Annotated in this window: 15 protein-coding genes; 7 read left to right on the top strand and 8 right to left on the bottom strand. The window is 55.0% G+C overall.

What is annotated here, in order from left to right:
* On the top strand, positions 1–1517 hold a 1517-nt coding region (locus V7080_RS05645), incomplete at its 5' end, for an ATP-binding cassette domain-containing protein (protein ID WP_334187427.1).
* A gap of 1 nt (position 1518) precedes the next feature.
* Here the strand turns inward: V7080_RS05645 and V7080_RS05640 are convergent.
* A complete protein-coding gene (locus V7080_RS05640) occupies positions 1519–2358 on the bottom strand; it encodes a SirB1 family protein (protein ID WP_334187426.1) in 840 nt (279 codons plus the stop codon).
* A gap of 71 nt (positions 2359–2429) precedes the next feature.
* Positions 2430–3980: a murein biosynthesis integral membrane protein MurJ gene (gene murJ, locus V7080_RS05635; RefSeq protein ID WP_334187425.1), complete on the bottom strand. Its 1551-nt coding sequence runs from the start codon at positions 3978–3980 to the stop codon at positions 2430–2432.
* 193 nt (positions 3981–4173) lie between these two features.
* Between murJ and rpsT the strand changes: the two genes are divergently transcribed.
* Positions 4174–4437, top strand: coding sequence for a 30S ribosomal protein S20 (gene rpsT, locus V7080_RS05630; RefSeq protein ID WP_326857790.1), 264 nt, complete (start codon positions 4174–4176; stop codon positions 4435–4437).
* Positions 4438–4558: 121 nt separating this feature from the next.
* Here the strand turns inward: rpsT and V7080_RS05625 are convergent, their stop codons facing one another.
* Positions 4559–4969 (bottom strand): DUF192 domain-containing protein, encoded by a 411-nt coding sequence (locus V7080_RS05625; RefSeq protein WP_334187432.1) that lies wholly within the window; start codon positions 4967–4969, stop codon positions 4559–4561.
* 148 nt (positions 4970–5117) lie between these two features.
* On the bottom strand, positions 5118–5339 hold the full coding sequence (locus V7080_RS05620; protein ID WP_334187424.1) for a hypothetical protein: 222 nt from the start codon (positions 5337–5339) through the stop codon (positions 5118–5120).
* A 368-nt stretch (positions 5340–5707) separates the two neighbouring features.
* On the opposite strand from V7080_RS05620, the gene V7080_RS05615 reads away from it, so the two are divergent.
* Both V7080_RS05615 and V7080_RS05610 read left to right on the top strand, forming a co-directional pair.
* Positions 5708–6736 (top strand): tetratricopeptide repeat protein, encoded by a 1029-nt coding sequence (locus V7080_RS05615; RefSeq protein WP_334187423.1) that lies wholly within the window; start codon positions 5708–5710, stop codon positions 6734–6736.
* The gene (locus V7080_RS05610) at positions 6661–7857 is read left to right on the top strand and encodes a HupE/UreJ family protein (protein WP_334187422.1); all 1197 of its coding nucleotides are present in this window, start codon (positions 6661–6663) and stop codon (positions 7855–7857) included. Before V7080_RS05615 ends, V7080_RS05610 begins: the two co-directional genes overlap by 76 nt.
* A gap of 6 nt (positions 7858–7863) precedes the next feature.
* Here V7080_RS05610 and V7080_RS05605 read toward each other — a convergent pair whose 3' ends face one another.
* The gene (locus V7080_RS05605) at positions 7864–8421 is read right to left on the bottom strand and encodes a pseudouridine synthase (RefSeq protein WP_334187431.1); all 558 of its coding nucleotides are present in this window, start codon (positions 8419–8421) and stop codon (positions 7864–7866) included.
* Between the two features lie 253 nt (positions 8422–8674).
* Here V7080_RS05605 and icd point away from each other — a divergent pair, with 253 nt between their 5' ends.
* Entirely contained in the window at positions 8675–9928 is a 1254-nt protein-coding gene (icd, locus tag V7080_RS05600; protein ID WP_334187421.1) for an NADP-dependent isocitrate dehydrogenase, read from the top strand.
* Positions 9929–9986: 58 nt separating this feature from the next.
* On the opposite strand, the gene V7080_RS05595 is transcribed toward icd, so the two are convergent.
* The 3 genes from V7080_RS05595 to cspE all read right to left on the bottom strand — a co-directional run bounded on the left by V7080_RS05595 (position 9987) and on the right by cspE (position 12355).
* On the bottom strand, positions 9987–10616 hold the full coding sequence (locus V7080_RS05595; protein ID WP_334187420.1) for a response regulator transcription factor: 630 nt from the start codon (positions 10614–10616) through the stop codon (positions 9987–9989).
* Positions 10617–10618: 2 nt separating this feature from the next.
* Positions 10619–11974 carry a cache domain-containing protein gene (locus tag V7080_RS05590; RefSeq protein WP_334187419.1) on the bottom strand — a complete coding sequence of 452 codons (1356 nt, stop codon included), beginning with the start codon at positions 11972–11974 and terminating at the stop codon, positions 10619–10621.
* A gap of 177 nt (positions 11975–12151) precedes the next feature.
* Positions 12152–12355, bottom strand: a complete 204-nt coding sequence (gene cspE, locus V7080_RS05585; protein ID WP_009665919.1) for a transcription antiterminator/RNA stability regulator CspE — start codon at positions 12353–12355, stop codon at positions 12152–12154.
* A gap of 332 nt (positions 12356–12687) precedes the next feature.
* On the opposite strand from cspE, the gene clpS reads away from it, so the two are divergent.
* Both clpS and clpA read left to right on the top strand, forming a co-directional pair.
* Positions 12688–12996, top strand: coding sequence for an ATP-dependent Clp protease adapter ClpS (gene clpS / locus V7080_RS05580; protein WP_326857783.1), 309 nt, complete (start codon positions 12688–12690; stop codon positions 12994–12996).
* Complete coding sequence (clpA, locus tag V7080_RS05575) at positions 12993–15293, top strand: ATP-dependent Clp protease ATP-binding subunit ClpA (RefSeq protein WP_334187418.1); 2301 nt, start codon at positions 12993–12995, stop codon at positions 15291–15293. The genes clpS and clpA overlap by 4 nt, the downstream gene beginning before the upstream one ends.
* Positions 15294–15389: the final 96 nt, after the last annotated feature.

Below are 15389 nucleotides of genomic sequence, written 5' to 3'. Positions count from 1 at the left end.
ACGCTGCCGATGCCTGGAGCCTGTCGAACCGCGTGGAAACCACGCTTGCCCGGCTGAACCTCGACAAGGACGCGCTGATGGGCACACTCTCCGGCGGCACCAAGAAACGGGTCGCGCTGGCATGTGCGCTGGTGAGCGCGCCAGACGTCCTTTTGCTCGACGAACCGACCAATCACCTGGACTTCACCTCCATCCTCTGGCTGGAGGGATTGCTGCGCGATTACAAGGGCAGCGTATTGTTCATCACCCACGATCGCTCCTTCCTTGACAATGTCGCCACCCGCATCATCGAACTTGATCGGGGCCGGTTGCTGTCGTTTCCCGGCAATTTCAGCGCCTACCAGACGCGCAAGGCCGAGCAGCTTGAGATCGAGGCGATCGAGAATGCGAAATTCGACAAATTCCTGGCGCAGGAGGAAGTATGGATACGCAAAGGCGTCGAAGCGCGGCGTACCCGTAACGAGGGGCGCGTCAGGCGGCTGGAGGAGCTGCGTCGCACCCGCACCGCCCGACGTGACCAGCAGGGACAGGTCAAGCTGGACGTGTCCGCAGGCGAGCGGTCGGGCAAGATCGTCGCGGAATTGACGGACGTGAGCAAGCGCTATGGCGAGAAAAACATCGTTCGCGATTTCACGGCGACGATTATGCGCGGCGACAAGGTCGGCCTGATCGGCCCGAACGGCGCCGGAAAAACCACCTTGCTCAGATTGATCCTCGGCGAGGAAGCACCCGACAGCGGCACGGTGAAGCAGGGCGCGCGCCTGCAGATTGCGTACTTCGACCAGATGCGTGCGCAGTTGAATGAAGAGACCAGTCTTGCCGATACGATTTCCCCCGGCAGCGAATGGGTCGAAATCAACGGCCAGCGCAAGCATGTGATGACCTACCTCAGCGATTTCCTGTTCGCGCCCGAACGTGCACGCTCGCCCGTCAAATCCCTGTCGGGTGGTGAGCGCAACCGCCTGTTGCTGGCACGACTGTTCGCGAAGCCGGCCAACGTACTGGTCCTGGACGAGCCGACCAATGATCTCGATATCGACACGCTGGAACTGCTCGAAGAGTTGCTCGAGGAATACAGCGGCACCGTGTTCCTGGTCAGCCATGACCGCACCTTCCTCGACAATGTCGTGACGCAGGTTATCGTTGCCGAAGGCAATGGATTGTGGCGCGAGTATGTCGGCGGCTATAGCGATTGGGAGCGGGTTAGGGCGGTGCCCCCGGCGCCGGTCAAGACTGCGGCGAAGCAGGAAACCAAGCCGGCCGCGAAAGAGGTTCAACCTGCACCGAAGCAGAAGAAACTGAGCTACAAGGAACAGCGCGAACTGGAAACCTTGCCGGTACTCATCGCCGATCTGGAAAGCGAGCAGAAATCCATCACGGAAAAACTGGCTGACCCGGCAATCTACCAGCAGGCAGGCGAAGTGCAGCGTCTGAATCAGCGTTTTGCTGAAATCGATGCGCTGTTGATGGAAAGCCTTGAAAAGTGGGAAGCGATCGAGGCGAAAGCCAACGGCTGATTCAGTTCAGCCGGCGGCTTGCCTCGCGTAACTCGGGAAGGCGGGTGCGCAGCATGTCCGCATCGTTCGCATAGGGCCGCTCGGACAAATACGCCTCCAGGTCGTGCAGCGCAGCTTTCGGACATTGCAGGTTCGCATAGGCAAGGCCGCGGTCACGCCGTTCGGCGATCTCGTCAGGGAGAAGGATTACAAGGCGTTCCTGTACGCCCAGCAGGCGTTGCCAGCGCATGTGTTCCGCAAACAGCGCCTTCAGATTGCGCAGCATCCGTACCAGGATGTCCCGCGGATGTGCTGCATGCAGATAGGCGGCAAGAGCCAGGTCATCCGTGTCGCCATGTTCTTCGGCGTAGGGTTCCAGTCTTTCTTCCAGTTCTTCCCGGGACAGGCTTGCGCCATTGAAGGGATCGATAATGATTTCGCCGGACTGCACTGACAGTTTCATCAGGAAATGACCGGGAAAGGAAATGCCTTTGACATTCAATCCGATCTGCTGGGCAAGCTCCATGTAAATCACCGCGAGTGAAATCGGAATCCCGCGACGGGTATGGATAACGCGGTGAAGATAACTATTGTCCGGGTCGTAGTAATTGTTGACGTTTCCGGCAAATCCCAGCTCGTGATAAAAGAAATGATTGAGCATGCGCAGCTTCTGGATGCTCGAGGCATCCGGTGCAAGCCTGCGCTGGAGGTTGGCGGCAAACATGTCGACCTCGGCCTGGGTCGCGGCGAGGTCCAGTTGCGGATCGACATCCTGTGCAATGGCCAAGGCCGCTTCAAACAAGGGGATGTCGTCGTCCTGCTGGACCAGCGAGGTGAAGTAGTCAAGAGCACTGATCATCATACGGAGCCATCATATAACCATGGAGCCGGCAAGAGAAGGCCGGCATGGTATAAAAATCACCGGCGCCGGGCTTATGACGAAGTGCGCTTGAAATCGCCGAATCTGAATCCCATTGCCAGCAGCGCGCCAAAATAAGTGATGCCGCAGGCAAGAAGGACGGCTGTCAGGGCGCCGACTCGCCACAACGGATGCGCCTGCAAGGCAATCCAATCAAACTGTTCCGCTGTCCACAGTGCAACGCCCGCGAGCAGGAGTAAGGCCCCGGCCAAACGAACCAGAAACAGCAGCCAGCCTTTATTGGCGATATAAATGCCACGGCGCCGCAGACCCCAATATAGAAATATGGCATTGATGCACGCCCCAAGGCCAATCGACAATGCCAGGCCGGCATGTGCGATCCATGGCACGAATACCAGGTTCATCAGCTGCGTCGCGATCAGCACGACGATGGCGATCTTTACCGGCGTCTTGATATCCTGTTTTGCGTAGAAACCCGGCGCAAGAATCTTTACCAGGATTAATCCGATCAAGCCGACGCCGTATGCAATCAATGCGCGTCCGGTCATCGCAACCGATTCCTGATCGAATTTGCCGTAATGGAAGAGAGTGGCGGTGAGCGGCTCCGACAGCGTCGCCAGCCCGACTGCCGACGGCAATGCAAGCAGGAAGGTCAGCCGCAAACCCCAGTCCAGCAGGGAGGAATATTCATTCTTGTCGGCGTCCGCATGGGCTTTTGCCAGGCTGGGCAATAAAATGGTGCCCAGGGCGACGCCGAGCAGTGCGGTTGGAAATTCCATTAGCCGGTCTGCGTACGACAGCCAGGAGACGCTGCCATTCTCAAGGCGCGATGCAATGTTGGTATTGATGATGAGGCTGATCTGGGCGACCGAGACGGCGAAGGTAGCAGGCACCATCTGTTTCAGGACCCTCCGGACTCCTTCGTCCTTCAGGGCCGCTTTAGGATTGAATGAAATACGCGGCAGCATGCCAATCTTGCGCAACGCAGGAAGCTGAAACGCAAGCTGGAGCACGCCACCGACGAACACGGCGCCTGCCAATGCATACACCGGCTGCGAAAGGTAGGGTGCTGCAAATAGCGATGCGGCAATGAAAGACAAGTTGAGAAGTACCGGCGTAAAGGCGGGAACCCGGAATTCACGCCAGGTGTTTAGAATGCCCCCTGCCAACGCGACGAAAGACATGAATCCGATATAGGGAAGCATGATCCGGGTCATCGTGACGGAACTTGCGAACGCATCGGCATCGGATTTCAGGCCGGTGGCAATGAAATAGACGATAGCCGGCGCCGCGATGATGCCGAGAGCGCAAGTCGCCAGCAGGGCCCAGGCCAGGATGGTGGCGACGTGATCGACCAGTTGCTTGGTCGGCTCGTTCCCTTTCTGGTTGCGGTACTCGGCCAGGATTGGAACGAATGCCTGTGAGAATGCGCCTTCCGCGAACAATCTCCTCAGCAGATTCGGAATGCGAAAGGCGACAAAAAATGCGTCAGTGTAGGCAGATGCGCCGAAGGCTCTGGCGATCAGCAGTTCACGAAGCAAGCCCGTCACTCGAGAAAGCATGGTCATGCCGGAGACCGTGGCCAGCGTTTTGTGCAGATTCATGGGGCGCCATTATAGCGGCTGGTAAAACCACTCGACGGCCGCAAACCCCGGCATTGGCCTGGTGACGGAAAGGCGAAAGGCCAGACCCAACAGCAAATTGCCCATTTTCCGAAAAGCCGATATAATCTGCGGCTTTACTGAATTCTGTCTCGCAATCTGCGTACGCAGTTCGATTTCGTTCTAGGAACCATTCATGGCAAATACCGCACAAGCACGCAAACGTGCTCGTCAAGCAGTCAAGCAAAACGCACATAATTCCAGCCAGCGTTCGACGCTGCGTACGGCAGTCAAGGCTGTCCGCAAGGCAATCGAGGCAGGCGACAAGGCTGCAGCGACGCAAGTGTTTCAAAATTCGATTTCGACCATCGACCGTATCGCTGACAAGAAAATCATTCATAAAAATAAAGCCGCTCGCCACAAGAGCCGCCTTGCAGCTGCGTTGAAAGCGCTGGCCTGATACTTTCCGAGCATTGGCCGTCTCGGCCGGCTTGATTTAGTGGCAAGTAAAAAACCCGCATGACGTCGTCATGCGGGTTTTTGTCGTCCCTGTTATCGCGTAAGGTCTGCGAATCAGCGCCTCAATTCCGGGCTTGCCGCGGCAAGCCTTCAACTACGGCGCCCGGTTTAATATTTTTCTGCTTAAACCACCCTAAATTCATCTCCAGCGCATAGCGTGCCGGCTTTTTGGCGCAATGCGATTCGGTCGTTTCAGGCTGCATGTCCTCGATGTTGATAATCTTTCCACCTTCGTCCAGGAAAGCGACTGAGAGCGGAATATACGTATTCTTCATCCACATGCAAATGCTTGCCGGACCCTCGAACAGAAACACCATACCCTCGTTCGGCCCGAGTTTTTGCCGGTACATCAACCCTTGCTGACGCTCGGCGTCATTCGCTGCGACTTCCGCCTTGATGACGTGAATTCCAGCGGTGAGCGGAATGACGGGAAACCTGGCAGGCTGTTGGGCGAATGCCAGCGCTGTTCCCATTCCTGCAAGAACCGGTATCCATCTGGCGCAAAAACGTAGAGATCTGGTCATATGCTGTTTTACCCGGTGGGTAAGGCTAATCTGAACAAACCAAAGGATAAACAAAAAAGGCAGGCTCAGCCTGCCTTTTGTCATGCCGATCTATAGATTACTTGGACGCGGCTGGAGCAGCCTTAGTCCCATCTGCCTTCTTCGCTTTTTTCGCTTTCGCCTTCTTTGCTTTTGTTTTCGTTACTTTTGGAGCCGGCGCTTCCGCGGCGGCTGGTGCGGCCGGCGCTGCGGCAGGTGCTGCAGGAGCGGCGGCATGGCCAGCGGCGAAGACGGAAGTGGCAAACAGTCCGGCAACGAGGGCGGCGATCAGCTTTTTCATAATAGGTCCTTAAGGTAGATGTAGGTATGTATTCGCGCCAAGTGCTTCAGGTAAGGCAATCTTAATAACGCCCGGAAATAATGACGGTTGACGAGTTATTCGCCGGCAAGGCGAATATACCTAGGATTCAACTAACCGTTTCCCCTGATGGCTGCCAAAGGCTTGCTATGATGTAAAGCCTTGCCGGTCAGCCGCATACTTGGAATTGTCCGATGCCACATCGCCCTGCCGTTCTCCCGCTCATTGCCGTCTTGTGTTTTATTCCATTTTTCGCTGGCGCAGCGCCTCACGTTCCCACTGACGATAGCCATGTATTGGAAAGGCTGCCCTTCAAACCAAATGATCCGGTTGCCGAAGAACTGCGGCAAATGCGTGCCGAGTTGCAGCGCAATCCAAAAAATCTGACCGCGGCGGTACGGTTGGCGCGTCGCTACTACAGCTTGGTAGGGGAGGAGGGTGACCCACGTTATCTCGGATATGCACAAGCGGCGCTCGCTCCATGGTGGACGGCGCCCGACCCACCGACAGACGTCTTGATCCTGCGAGCAAGTCTCGGCCAGTTCAGGCATGATTTCGCCGGCGCGTTGGCCGATCTGGGGCAGGTTATCGAACGCGAACCCGGCAACACCGAAGCAAGGACGCTGCGCGCGATCATCCATATTGTGCAGGCGCGTTACGATCAAGCGAAAACTGATTGCCGCGCCATGCGCCAGGATGCCGAATTGATCGCGACCGGTTGCGAAGCAATGGTCGATGGTCTGACCGGCAATGCCGATGCTGCTTATCGAACACTTGGTGACACTTTGAAGCGGCACCCCAAGGCAAGTGCCCCGGAAAAGCTGTGGGTGCATATTCGTCTGGCCGAACTCGCCGAGCGCCTGCAGCGATTCGATGTGGCTGAATTGCATTACAGGCAAGCTCTGGAATTCGATATCACTGATGGTTTCCTGCTCGCTGCTTACGCCGATCTGCTTCTTGATTTGAAAAGACCCGCCGATGTCGTCAACCTCCTCAAGGACAAGGTGCGATCCGACGTGCTGCTGCTGAGGTTGGCCTTTGCCGAGCGTGCATTGAATATGCCTGTCGCCAAGGAGCACGAAGCGGCGCTCGCGGCGCGATTCGAGGCTGCGCAGCGCCGCGGTGAAGCGGTGCATCAGCAGGAGGAGGCCCGTTTTGCCCTTTATACGGAAAAGGATGCAAAAAAAGCGCTCGCACTGGCGCAGGATAACTGGAAGGTTCAGCGGGAGCCGCGTGATGCCCGGATTTTTCTTGAGGCAGGCATTGCCGCAAAGGACGCCAAAGCTGCGCAGCCGGTGCTGCAGTGGCTGTCGGAAAGCAAAATAGAAGATCGGTACCTGAACGGTCTGGGCCGGCAATTGCAAGGGGGCGGCAAATGAAGCGCCTTTTTCTGCTTCTTTGCTTTCTTGCCGGTTCTCTTAACGCATACGCCCATAAACCAAGTGATAGTTATCTGATCCTCAAGCCCAGCGGCAATGCAGTCGAAGGGCAGTGGGATATTTCCTTGCGTGATCTTGATTTCGCCATCGGGCTTGATACCAATGGCGACGCCCAGATTACCTGGGGGGAAGTGCGTGCAAAGCATGGGGAGATCGCCGCCTACGCGATGTCGAGGCTCGCTTTATCCAATGCGGGTAAGGGATGCCCGGTATCGGTGTCCGAACATCTGATCGATGAGCATACGGACGGCAAATACGCGGTGTTGCGATTTACGGCGCAGTGCGAGTTGCCGATTGACATTTTGGGCGCCCGGTATGGCCTGTTCTTCGATATCGATCCGCAGCATAAAGGACTATTGCGACTTCAGTACGCAGGCACAACCAGCTCGGCGATTTTTACACCCGATAAGGCGGCGCAAGAATTTACGCTCGGCCGGCCCGACCAGCTTCAGCAGTTTCTTGATTTTTGCGGGGAGGGCATCTGGCATATATGGATCGGCTTCGACCACATCTTGTTTTTGTTGGCGTTATTGCTGCCTGCAGTGTTGTACCGGGAAAATAAACAATGGAATGCGGTAAGTGCGTTTGCCCCGGCATTCTGGTCGGTACTGAAAATCGTGACCGCATTTACGATTGCGCACTCAATCACTCTCAGCCTTGCAACGCTCGGTGTCGTCAGCCTGCCTTCACGATTGGTGGAATCGACGATTGCCGCATCGGTTGTGATTGCAGCAATGAACAATGTATTCCCGTTGTTCAGCGAGCGACGTTGGGCAATGGCATTCCTGTTCGGCCTGATTCATGGATTCGGCTTTGCCAGCGTATTAAGCGATCTGGGTTTGCCGCAGGATGCGTTGCTGCTGACGTTGATCGGCTTCAATGTTGGCGTGGAGGTCGGGCAACTGGCGATTGTCGCGGTATTCCTGCCGATCGCTTTCGTGCTGCGTCGGGGTCTTTTCTACCGAAAGGTCGTGCTGATCGGCGGCTCGTTACTCATCGCTATCCTGGCACTGGCATGGTTCATCGAACGTGCTTTCGATTTGGAATTTCTGCCGTTTTGAAAGGAATCAGGAAAGCGCATCGACTGAAATCTCGCGCCAATCCCCGGGCCACAGGGGGTGAGATTCCAGGGATATTTTGCCGATCGCGATCCTGATCAATCTCAGGGTAGGCAAACCTACTGCCGCAGTCATGCGCCGCACTTGCCTGTTTTTTCCTTCTGAAATCCTGATCGACAGCCATGAAGTCGGCGTGTCGGCGCGTTGCCTGATGGCTGGCTCGCGGGGCCAGAGCCAATCGGGCGCATGGATGTGCGTCGCACCGCACGGCAAGGTCGTGAAATCGCCGAGATCGATCGGCTGTCGTAACTTGTTCAATGATCCCGGATCGGGAATTCCTTCAACTTGCGCGATATAGGTTTTGATGACCTTGCGCTCGGGATGGCTGATCCGATGCTGCAATTGGCCGTCATCCGTCAACAGCATCAGTCCTTCACTATCGGCATCGAGACGCCCCGCAGGATAAATTCCGGGCCGCTGAATAAAATCGGCCAGCGTGGGCCGCGTCGGATGCCTTGAAAACTGGCACATCACCTGATAGGGCTTATTGAATAAAATGAGGGCCATGCTAAGCTTTTCTAACAAAATGGCAACGCAGGAGCGGGATTCCCAGTGCCGGATCGGATTGTACAGGGCCACCGGCATGCGCCGAAGGCCGCCCGATGCCGACGGCTTCCTGGTTTCTGGCTCGCAAATTGATGGCATCTAGTAAAATACTCGTGCATAATACGAAATGCTGTCTTATGTCTTATATAAGACATCCGCCTTAAAGCTGCCGTACAACGGCCCTCTCTTTTTCTCCTTAACCCCGGAGCCTAAGATGTATCAACATATCAAAGTGCCTGCCGATGGCAAGAAAATTGCCGTTAATGCCGATTTTTCCCTGAATGTTCCTGACAATCCCATCATTCCTTACCTCGAAGGTGACGGAACAGGTGTGGATATCAGTCCGGTAATGATCAAGGTGGTGGATGCGGCAGTCGCCAAAGCATACGGCGGCAAGCGCAAGATCAGCTGGATGGAAATCTACGCCGGTGAAAAATCAACCAAGGTCTATGGCCCGGATGTTTGGCTGCCCGAGGAAACCCTCAAAGTTTTGAAAGATTACGTCGTGTCCATCAAGGGGCCGCTGACAACGCCGGTTGGCGGTGGCATCCGTTCCCTGAACGTGGCGCTGCGCCAGGAACTTGACCTGTATGTCTGTCTTCGCCCGGTGCGTTACTTCAAGGGCGTGCCGTCGCCGGTTCGTGAGCCGGAAAAAACCGACATGGTGATTTTCCGTGAAAACTCCGAGGACATCTATGCCGGTATCGAATGGCAGGAAGGCTCCGACGGCGCCAAGAAGCTGATCGATTTCCTGATCAAGGAAATGGGCGTCAAAAAGATCCGCTTCCCGCAGACATCCGGCATCGGTGTGAAACCGGTATCTCGTGAGGGGACCGAGCGTCTGGTACGCAAGGCCATTCAGTACGCAATCGATAACGACAAACCATCCGTGACCCTCGTGCACAAGGGCAACATCATGAAATACACGGAAGGCGGCTTCCGTGATTGGGGTTACGCGCTGGCGCAAAACGAGTTTGGTGCCCAGCTGGTCGATGGCGGCCCGTGGTGCAAATTCAAGAACCCGAAAACCGGGCGTGAAATCACCGTCAAGGATTCGATTGCCGATGCTTTCCTGCAGCAAATTTTGTTGCGCCCGAATGAGTACAGCGTCATTGCGACCCTGAACCTGAACGGCGACTACATTTCTGACGCGCTGGCAGCACAGGTCGGCGGTATCGGAATTGCGCCGGGTGCCAACATGTCCGATTCCGTGGCCATGTTTGAAGCCACTCACGGGACGGCACCGAAGTATGCCGGCAAGGATTACGTCAATCCGGGGTCGCTGATCTTGTCCGCAGAAATGATGCTGCGTCACATGGGATGGGTCGAAGCGGCTGATCTCATCATCAGTTCGATGGAAAAATCGATTAATTCGAAGAAGGTGACTTATGACTTTGCCCGCCTGATGGAAGGCGCGACGCAAGTTTCCTGTTCCGGCTTTGGTGAAGTGATGATCGAAAACATGTAATTGTAGGTTCGTGCATAAAAAAGGCCGGATGATTTCCGGCCTTTTTTATTGGGAGCAATTATTTGATGAGCGTTTGTTCAAGTGCAAAGCGTATCAAATCAGCCTGTCCTTCGATGCCGAGTTTGCGTTTAATGTTCAGGCGATGGGTCTCGATGGTGCGGACGCTGAGATCGAGTTCCCGCGCAATATGCTTGTTCGATTTTCCTGTCGCGATGCGCTGCAATACTTCCCTTTCCCGCGGCGTCAGCAAAAGTGCCGGCGACATGGGTCGGGCGAGCTGTTTCGCCAATCCGGCACTGTAATAAATGCCTCCCGACATGACCGTATCGATGGCGGTAATAATGTCCATCGCCGGCGCATCCTTGAGGACATAGCCACGTGCCCCGGCCTGAATCGCCTGCATCACATACTCGGCCTTGTCATGCATGCTGAGCATCAGGATTGCCACTTCGGGATACAGTGCGTTGAAGCGACCGGTCAGCTCAATCCCGCTCTTGCCGTTCAAGTTGATATCCATTAGCGCCAGGTCGATCGTACGCGTCGCGGCATGCGCCAACGCTTCCTCGGCGGACCCGGCTTCCGCAACGACAGAAAAATGGGGGATCGTTTCAAGCCGCGCACGCAAACCATCCCGCACAAGCGGATGATCGTCGACCAACAGGATATGAACATAGGCTTGAGTAAGCATTTTTAGGCTCGTGGTAAGGTTGCGATGACTTGGGTGCCGTCTGCAGAAGATGTCAAAAGCAGTTTTCCGCCCACCGCTTCGAGGCGCTCATGCATATTGCGCAAACCGATGCCGCGCTTCGGATGCTGCGCGATCTGGGCAACATCAAAGCCCATCCCATTATCGGCGACGATCAATTGAACACATCGGTTGTCTCCAACTAGCCGCACACTGGCTTGCGATGCGCCGGCATGGCGCTTGATATTGGTTAGCGCCTCCTGCGCGATGCGGAACAATACCGTATTTCCGACATCGCTAAGCCCATCAGTCGTGCCGACATGCTCAAAATCGATCGGAAGCGAACTATGTTCTGAGAACTCGCGCGCCAGGTGATCGAGCGCAGCTGCCAGACCCAGATCATCCAGAAGTGCCGGCCGGAGGTCGTGGGAAATGCGGCGCACCTCGCCAAGTACGTCATTTAATTGCCCGGCTGCGCGGTCGAACGACGAGCGGGCGGAATCCGGGTGGCTCGCATAAGATGCAAGTTTGACAATTCCTGATTCAACCTGCAATTTGATCGAAACCAGCCATTGGCTAATGCCGTCATGCAAATCTCGGGAAAGGCGCGCGCGTTCATCTTCCTGGGAGCGCACCACGCGTTGCGCCAGCGCTTTAAGCTTTGCATCGGCAACGCGATACTCGCTGATATTCAATGCCAAGCCGGACAATGCAATAATCAACGCACTCGCGATGGCTATGCCTGCAATCCAGAGCATCGTGTTGTGGATATTGCCGGAAATCTGGGCATCGATTTTCGAAATAGCCGCATCGACGTCGTCCATGTAGATGCCTGTGCCCAGCATCCATCCCCAACGTTCCAGCATCACGACATAACCTAATTTAGGCGCGATCTTTCCTGCCGATGGCTTTTCCCACAAATAGCGCTGAAACCCCCCACCTTCCCTGGCGCGGGCGGTTAGTAACTGGATCGTTGGCCGGCCACTCGCGTCCCTCATTTCCCATAAGTTGCGACCAATCAACTCTGGTTGCCTGGGATGCATCAGATTATTGCCGTTGAGATCGTAAACAAAGAAGTAGCCGTCGTCGCCAAAATTCAGCTTGGCCAGAATCGCTTTCGCTTCATTCAATGTGGCTTCGTCCTTGCGACCGGAATCGTAAAGATGGTCGATTGACTGCGTAGCAAGCGCGACATAATGGCGCAACTCGGCTTCCTTGCTTGCGAGATAAGCGGATTCGACGGATGCGCGTTGCTGTTCTGCGAGCACGTTCGCTTGGTATTTGACGGCGAGCGCAATAGCGATCAACGCAACGATGAGTGGCGTAATCGCAAGCAGAATAACCTTTTGGCGGAGTTTCATAGCGCCTTACTTTACCGATATTTTGATTTGCGGCAAGTGTATTTGCTTTGCGCCAGCAGCTGCCGTGAACTACATTCTGTAAAAATGCACTTTGTAGTGAAGAATATGCCATGAGGACTCATGGCGAAAAAAAACCCCGCTGATGCGGGGCTCTCTTGCTCTTGCTAATCGGCGTGATTAGGGGGCTTGAATGTTTGAAGCTTGCTTGCCTTTGGGGCCTTGCGTTACTTCGAACTGGACTTTTTGACCTTCTTTAAGGGTCTTGAAGCCGTTCATCTGGATTGCGGAAAAGTGGGCGAACAAATCTTCACCGCCGTCATCCGGAGTGATAAATCCGAAGCCTTTGGAGTCATTGAACCACTTAACGGTACCTGTTGCCATAAAAGCGTCTTTCAAATAAGAACTAATCACACGAGCCGTATAAGCAAGAAGCCTCGCGTAACGCAGCCCCCTCCTAAACCTTGCTCACTTCATATTGACAATTGCTTAACTGCTGCAATTTCAATAATTACCATTGTTCCCCCAAAAATTGTAAAAGTCAAGACGCTTTTCTGCCAGTTTTGAGTTTTTACAATCACGATAGTGCTGTACTCTTGTTTTAATGGATTCGGTCTACATCTGCGCACTATCCAGAAACGGCGTAACATCGGCAAACACATATAGAATGGTTTTACTTGTCCGTTAAGGAATTTGGACTTATTTAGAATAAACGCATGGCAACTAAGCATGACAACGGTACAGTACTTGCTAGGCAAGAGGAGAAGCTCAAGCCGCCGCCGATGTATCAAGTGCTGCTTCTGAACGACGACTACACTCCTATGGAGTTTGTTGTTGCAATCATTCAGGAGTACTTCAACAAAGATCGAGAAACCGCGACGCAGATCATGCTCAAGGTTCATCGTGATGGAAAAGGTTTGTGCGGCGTGTATCCTAAGGATATCGCGTCCACGAAGGTCGAATTAGTGTTAACCCACGCTCGAAAGGCAGGACATCCCCTGCAATGCGTGATGGAGGAAGCATGATTGCGCAGGAATTGGAAGTTAGTTTGCACATGGCTTTTGTCGAAGCTCGTCAGGCACGGCATGAGTTCATCACCGTCGAGCACCTGTTGCTCGCACTGCTAGACAATCCGTCGGCAGCGGAAGTGCTGCGCGCATGCGCAGTGAATATTGAAGACTTGCGAAAACCGCTGACAAATTTCATCAGCGACAATACTCCTACGGTCCCGGGCACAAGCGAAGTCGATACACAGCCGACACTCGGTTTCCAGAGAGTGATCCAGCGGGCCATCATGCATGTCCAGTCGGCGTCGAATGGCAAAAAGGAAGTGACCGGCGCCAATGTGCTGGTTGCCATTTTCGGCGAAAAAGATTCGCATGCGGTGTATTACCTGCATCAACAAGGCGTTACGCGGCTTGATGTAGTGAATTTCATTTCGCACGGCGTCCGCAAGGATCAGCAGACCGATTCTCAGAAAGCCCCGGAAGGTGCCGAGGACGCGCAGGCCGAAGGCCAGCAGAAAGAAAGTCCGCTTGATCAGTTCACCCAGAACCTGAACAAGCTTGCGGCCGAAGGCAAGATCGATCCGTTGATCGGACGTGAATCCGAAGTGGAACGCGTCATTCAAACCCTGTGCCGTCGCCGTAAAAACAATCCGTTGCTGGTCGGTGAGGCTGGTGTCGGCAAGACTGCGATCGCCGAGGGGCTTGCCTGGCGTGTGACGCAGGGCGATGTTCCTGAAGTGCTGCAAAACGCAGTGGTGTATTCGCTCGACATGGGCGCGCTGCTGGCCGGCACGAAATATCGCGGCGATTTCGAACAGCGCCTCAAGGCTGTGCTGAAGCAGTTGAAGGACAATCCGCAAGGCATCCTGTTCATCGACGAAATTCATACGATCATCGGCGCCGGTTCGGCATCCGGTGGAACGCTCGATGCTTCGAATCTGCTCAAGCCCGCATTGTCGAGCGGCCAGTTGAAGTGTATTGGCGCGACGACCTACACCGAGTTCCGTGGTGTGTTCGAGAAGGATCATGCGTTGTCCCGTCGATTCCAGAAAATTGACGTGAATGAGCCGACGGTTGAACAGACGGTGCAAATTCTGCGCGGATTGAAATCTCGCTTTGAAGAGCACCATGGCGTGAAGTATTCGTCTTCGGCACTGACATCGGCAGCCGAACTGGCAGCGCGGTTCATCAATGACCGGCATTTGCCGGACAAGGCGATCGATGTGATCGATGAAGCCGGTGCAGCTCAGCGCATCCTGCCGAAGTCGAAGCAGAAAAAAACGATCGGCAAATCCGAGATCGAGGACATCATTTCGAAGATCGCACGAATTCCGCCGCAGACCGTCAACCAGGACGACCGTACCAAGCTGCAGACCATCGACCGCGATCTCAAGAACGTGGTGTTCGGCCAGGATCCTGCAATCGAGGCATTGGGCTCCGCGATCAAGATGGCGCGTGCCGGTCTCGGGAAAACGGACAAGCCTATCGGCTCGTTCCTGTTTTCCGGTCCGACAGGCGTCGGCAAGACCGAAGTCGCGAAACAGTTGGCGTTCATTCTGGGCATTGACCTGATTCGTTTCGACATGTCGGAATACATGGAACGTCACGCGGTAAGCCGACTTATCGGCGCGCCGCCGGGTTACGTCGGTTTCGATCAGGGAGGCTTGCTCACCGAGGCAATTACCAAGAAGCCGCATGCGGTGCTTTTGCTGGACGAGATCGAAAAAGCGCACACGGATATTTTCAATATCCTGCTGCAGGTCATGGACCATGGCACCTTGACCGACAACAACGGACGCAAGGCCGACTTCCGCAATGTCATCATCGTCATGACGACGAATGCCGGTGCGGAAAGCCTGCAGAAGCGCTCGATCGGTTTCACCGACAAGAAGGAAGCCGGCGATGAAATGGCCGACATCAAGCGGATGTTTACACCTGAATTCCGCAACCGTCTTGATGCGATCATCAGTTTCCGTCCGCTGGACGAGGAAATCATCCTGCGCGTGGTCGACAAGTTCCTGATGCAACTGGAAGAGCAGCTGCACGAGAAGAAGGTCGAGGCGGTATTCACCGAGAACCTGCGCAAATTCCTGGGACGCAAGGGCTTCGATCCGTTGATGGGCGCACGTCCGATGTCGCGTTTGATTCAGGACATGATTCGCAAGGCACTGGCGGACGAGTTGCTCTTCGGCCGACTGGTATCTGGTGGACGTGTTACGGTCGATCTCGACGACAAGGAGCAGATCAAGCTCGACTTTGCGGAAGGGGATATTGACCCGCCCGCGGCTCCTGAAGAAACGCTGGAAGTCGAATAAGGGTTTGCATCCTGAAAAAAGGCCCGGTTCATGAAAAATGAACCGGGCCTTTTTTTATGTCGCCCCGCCTTGGGGTGAGGGCTTTCGCCCCTCCTT

Origin of the sequence: Noviherbaspirillum sp., from assembly GCF_036846085.1 — a bacterium.
Taxonomy (GTDB): Bacteria; Pseudomonadota; Gammaproteobacteria; order Burkholderiales; family Burkholderiaceae_D; genus Noviherbaspirillum.
The sequence above is the reverse complement of the archived record's forward strand: the minus strand, read 5'-3'. Positions and strand labels throughout refer to the sequence as shown.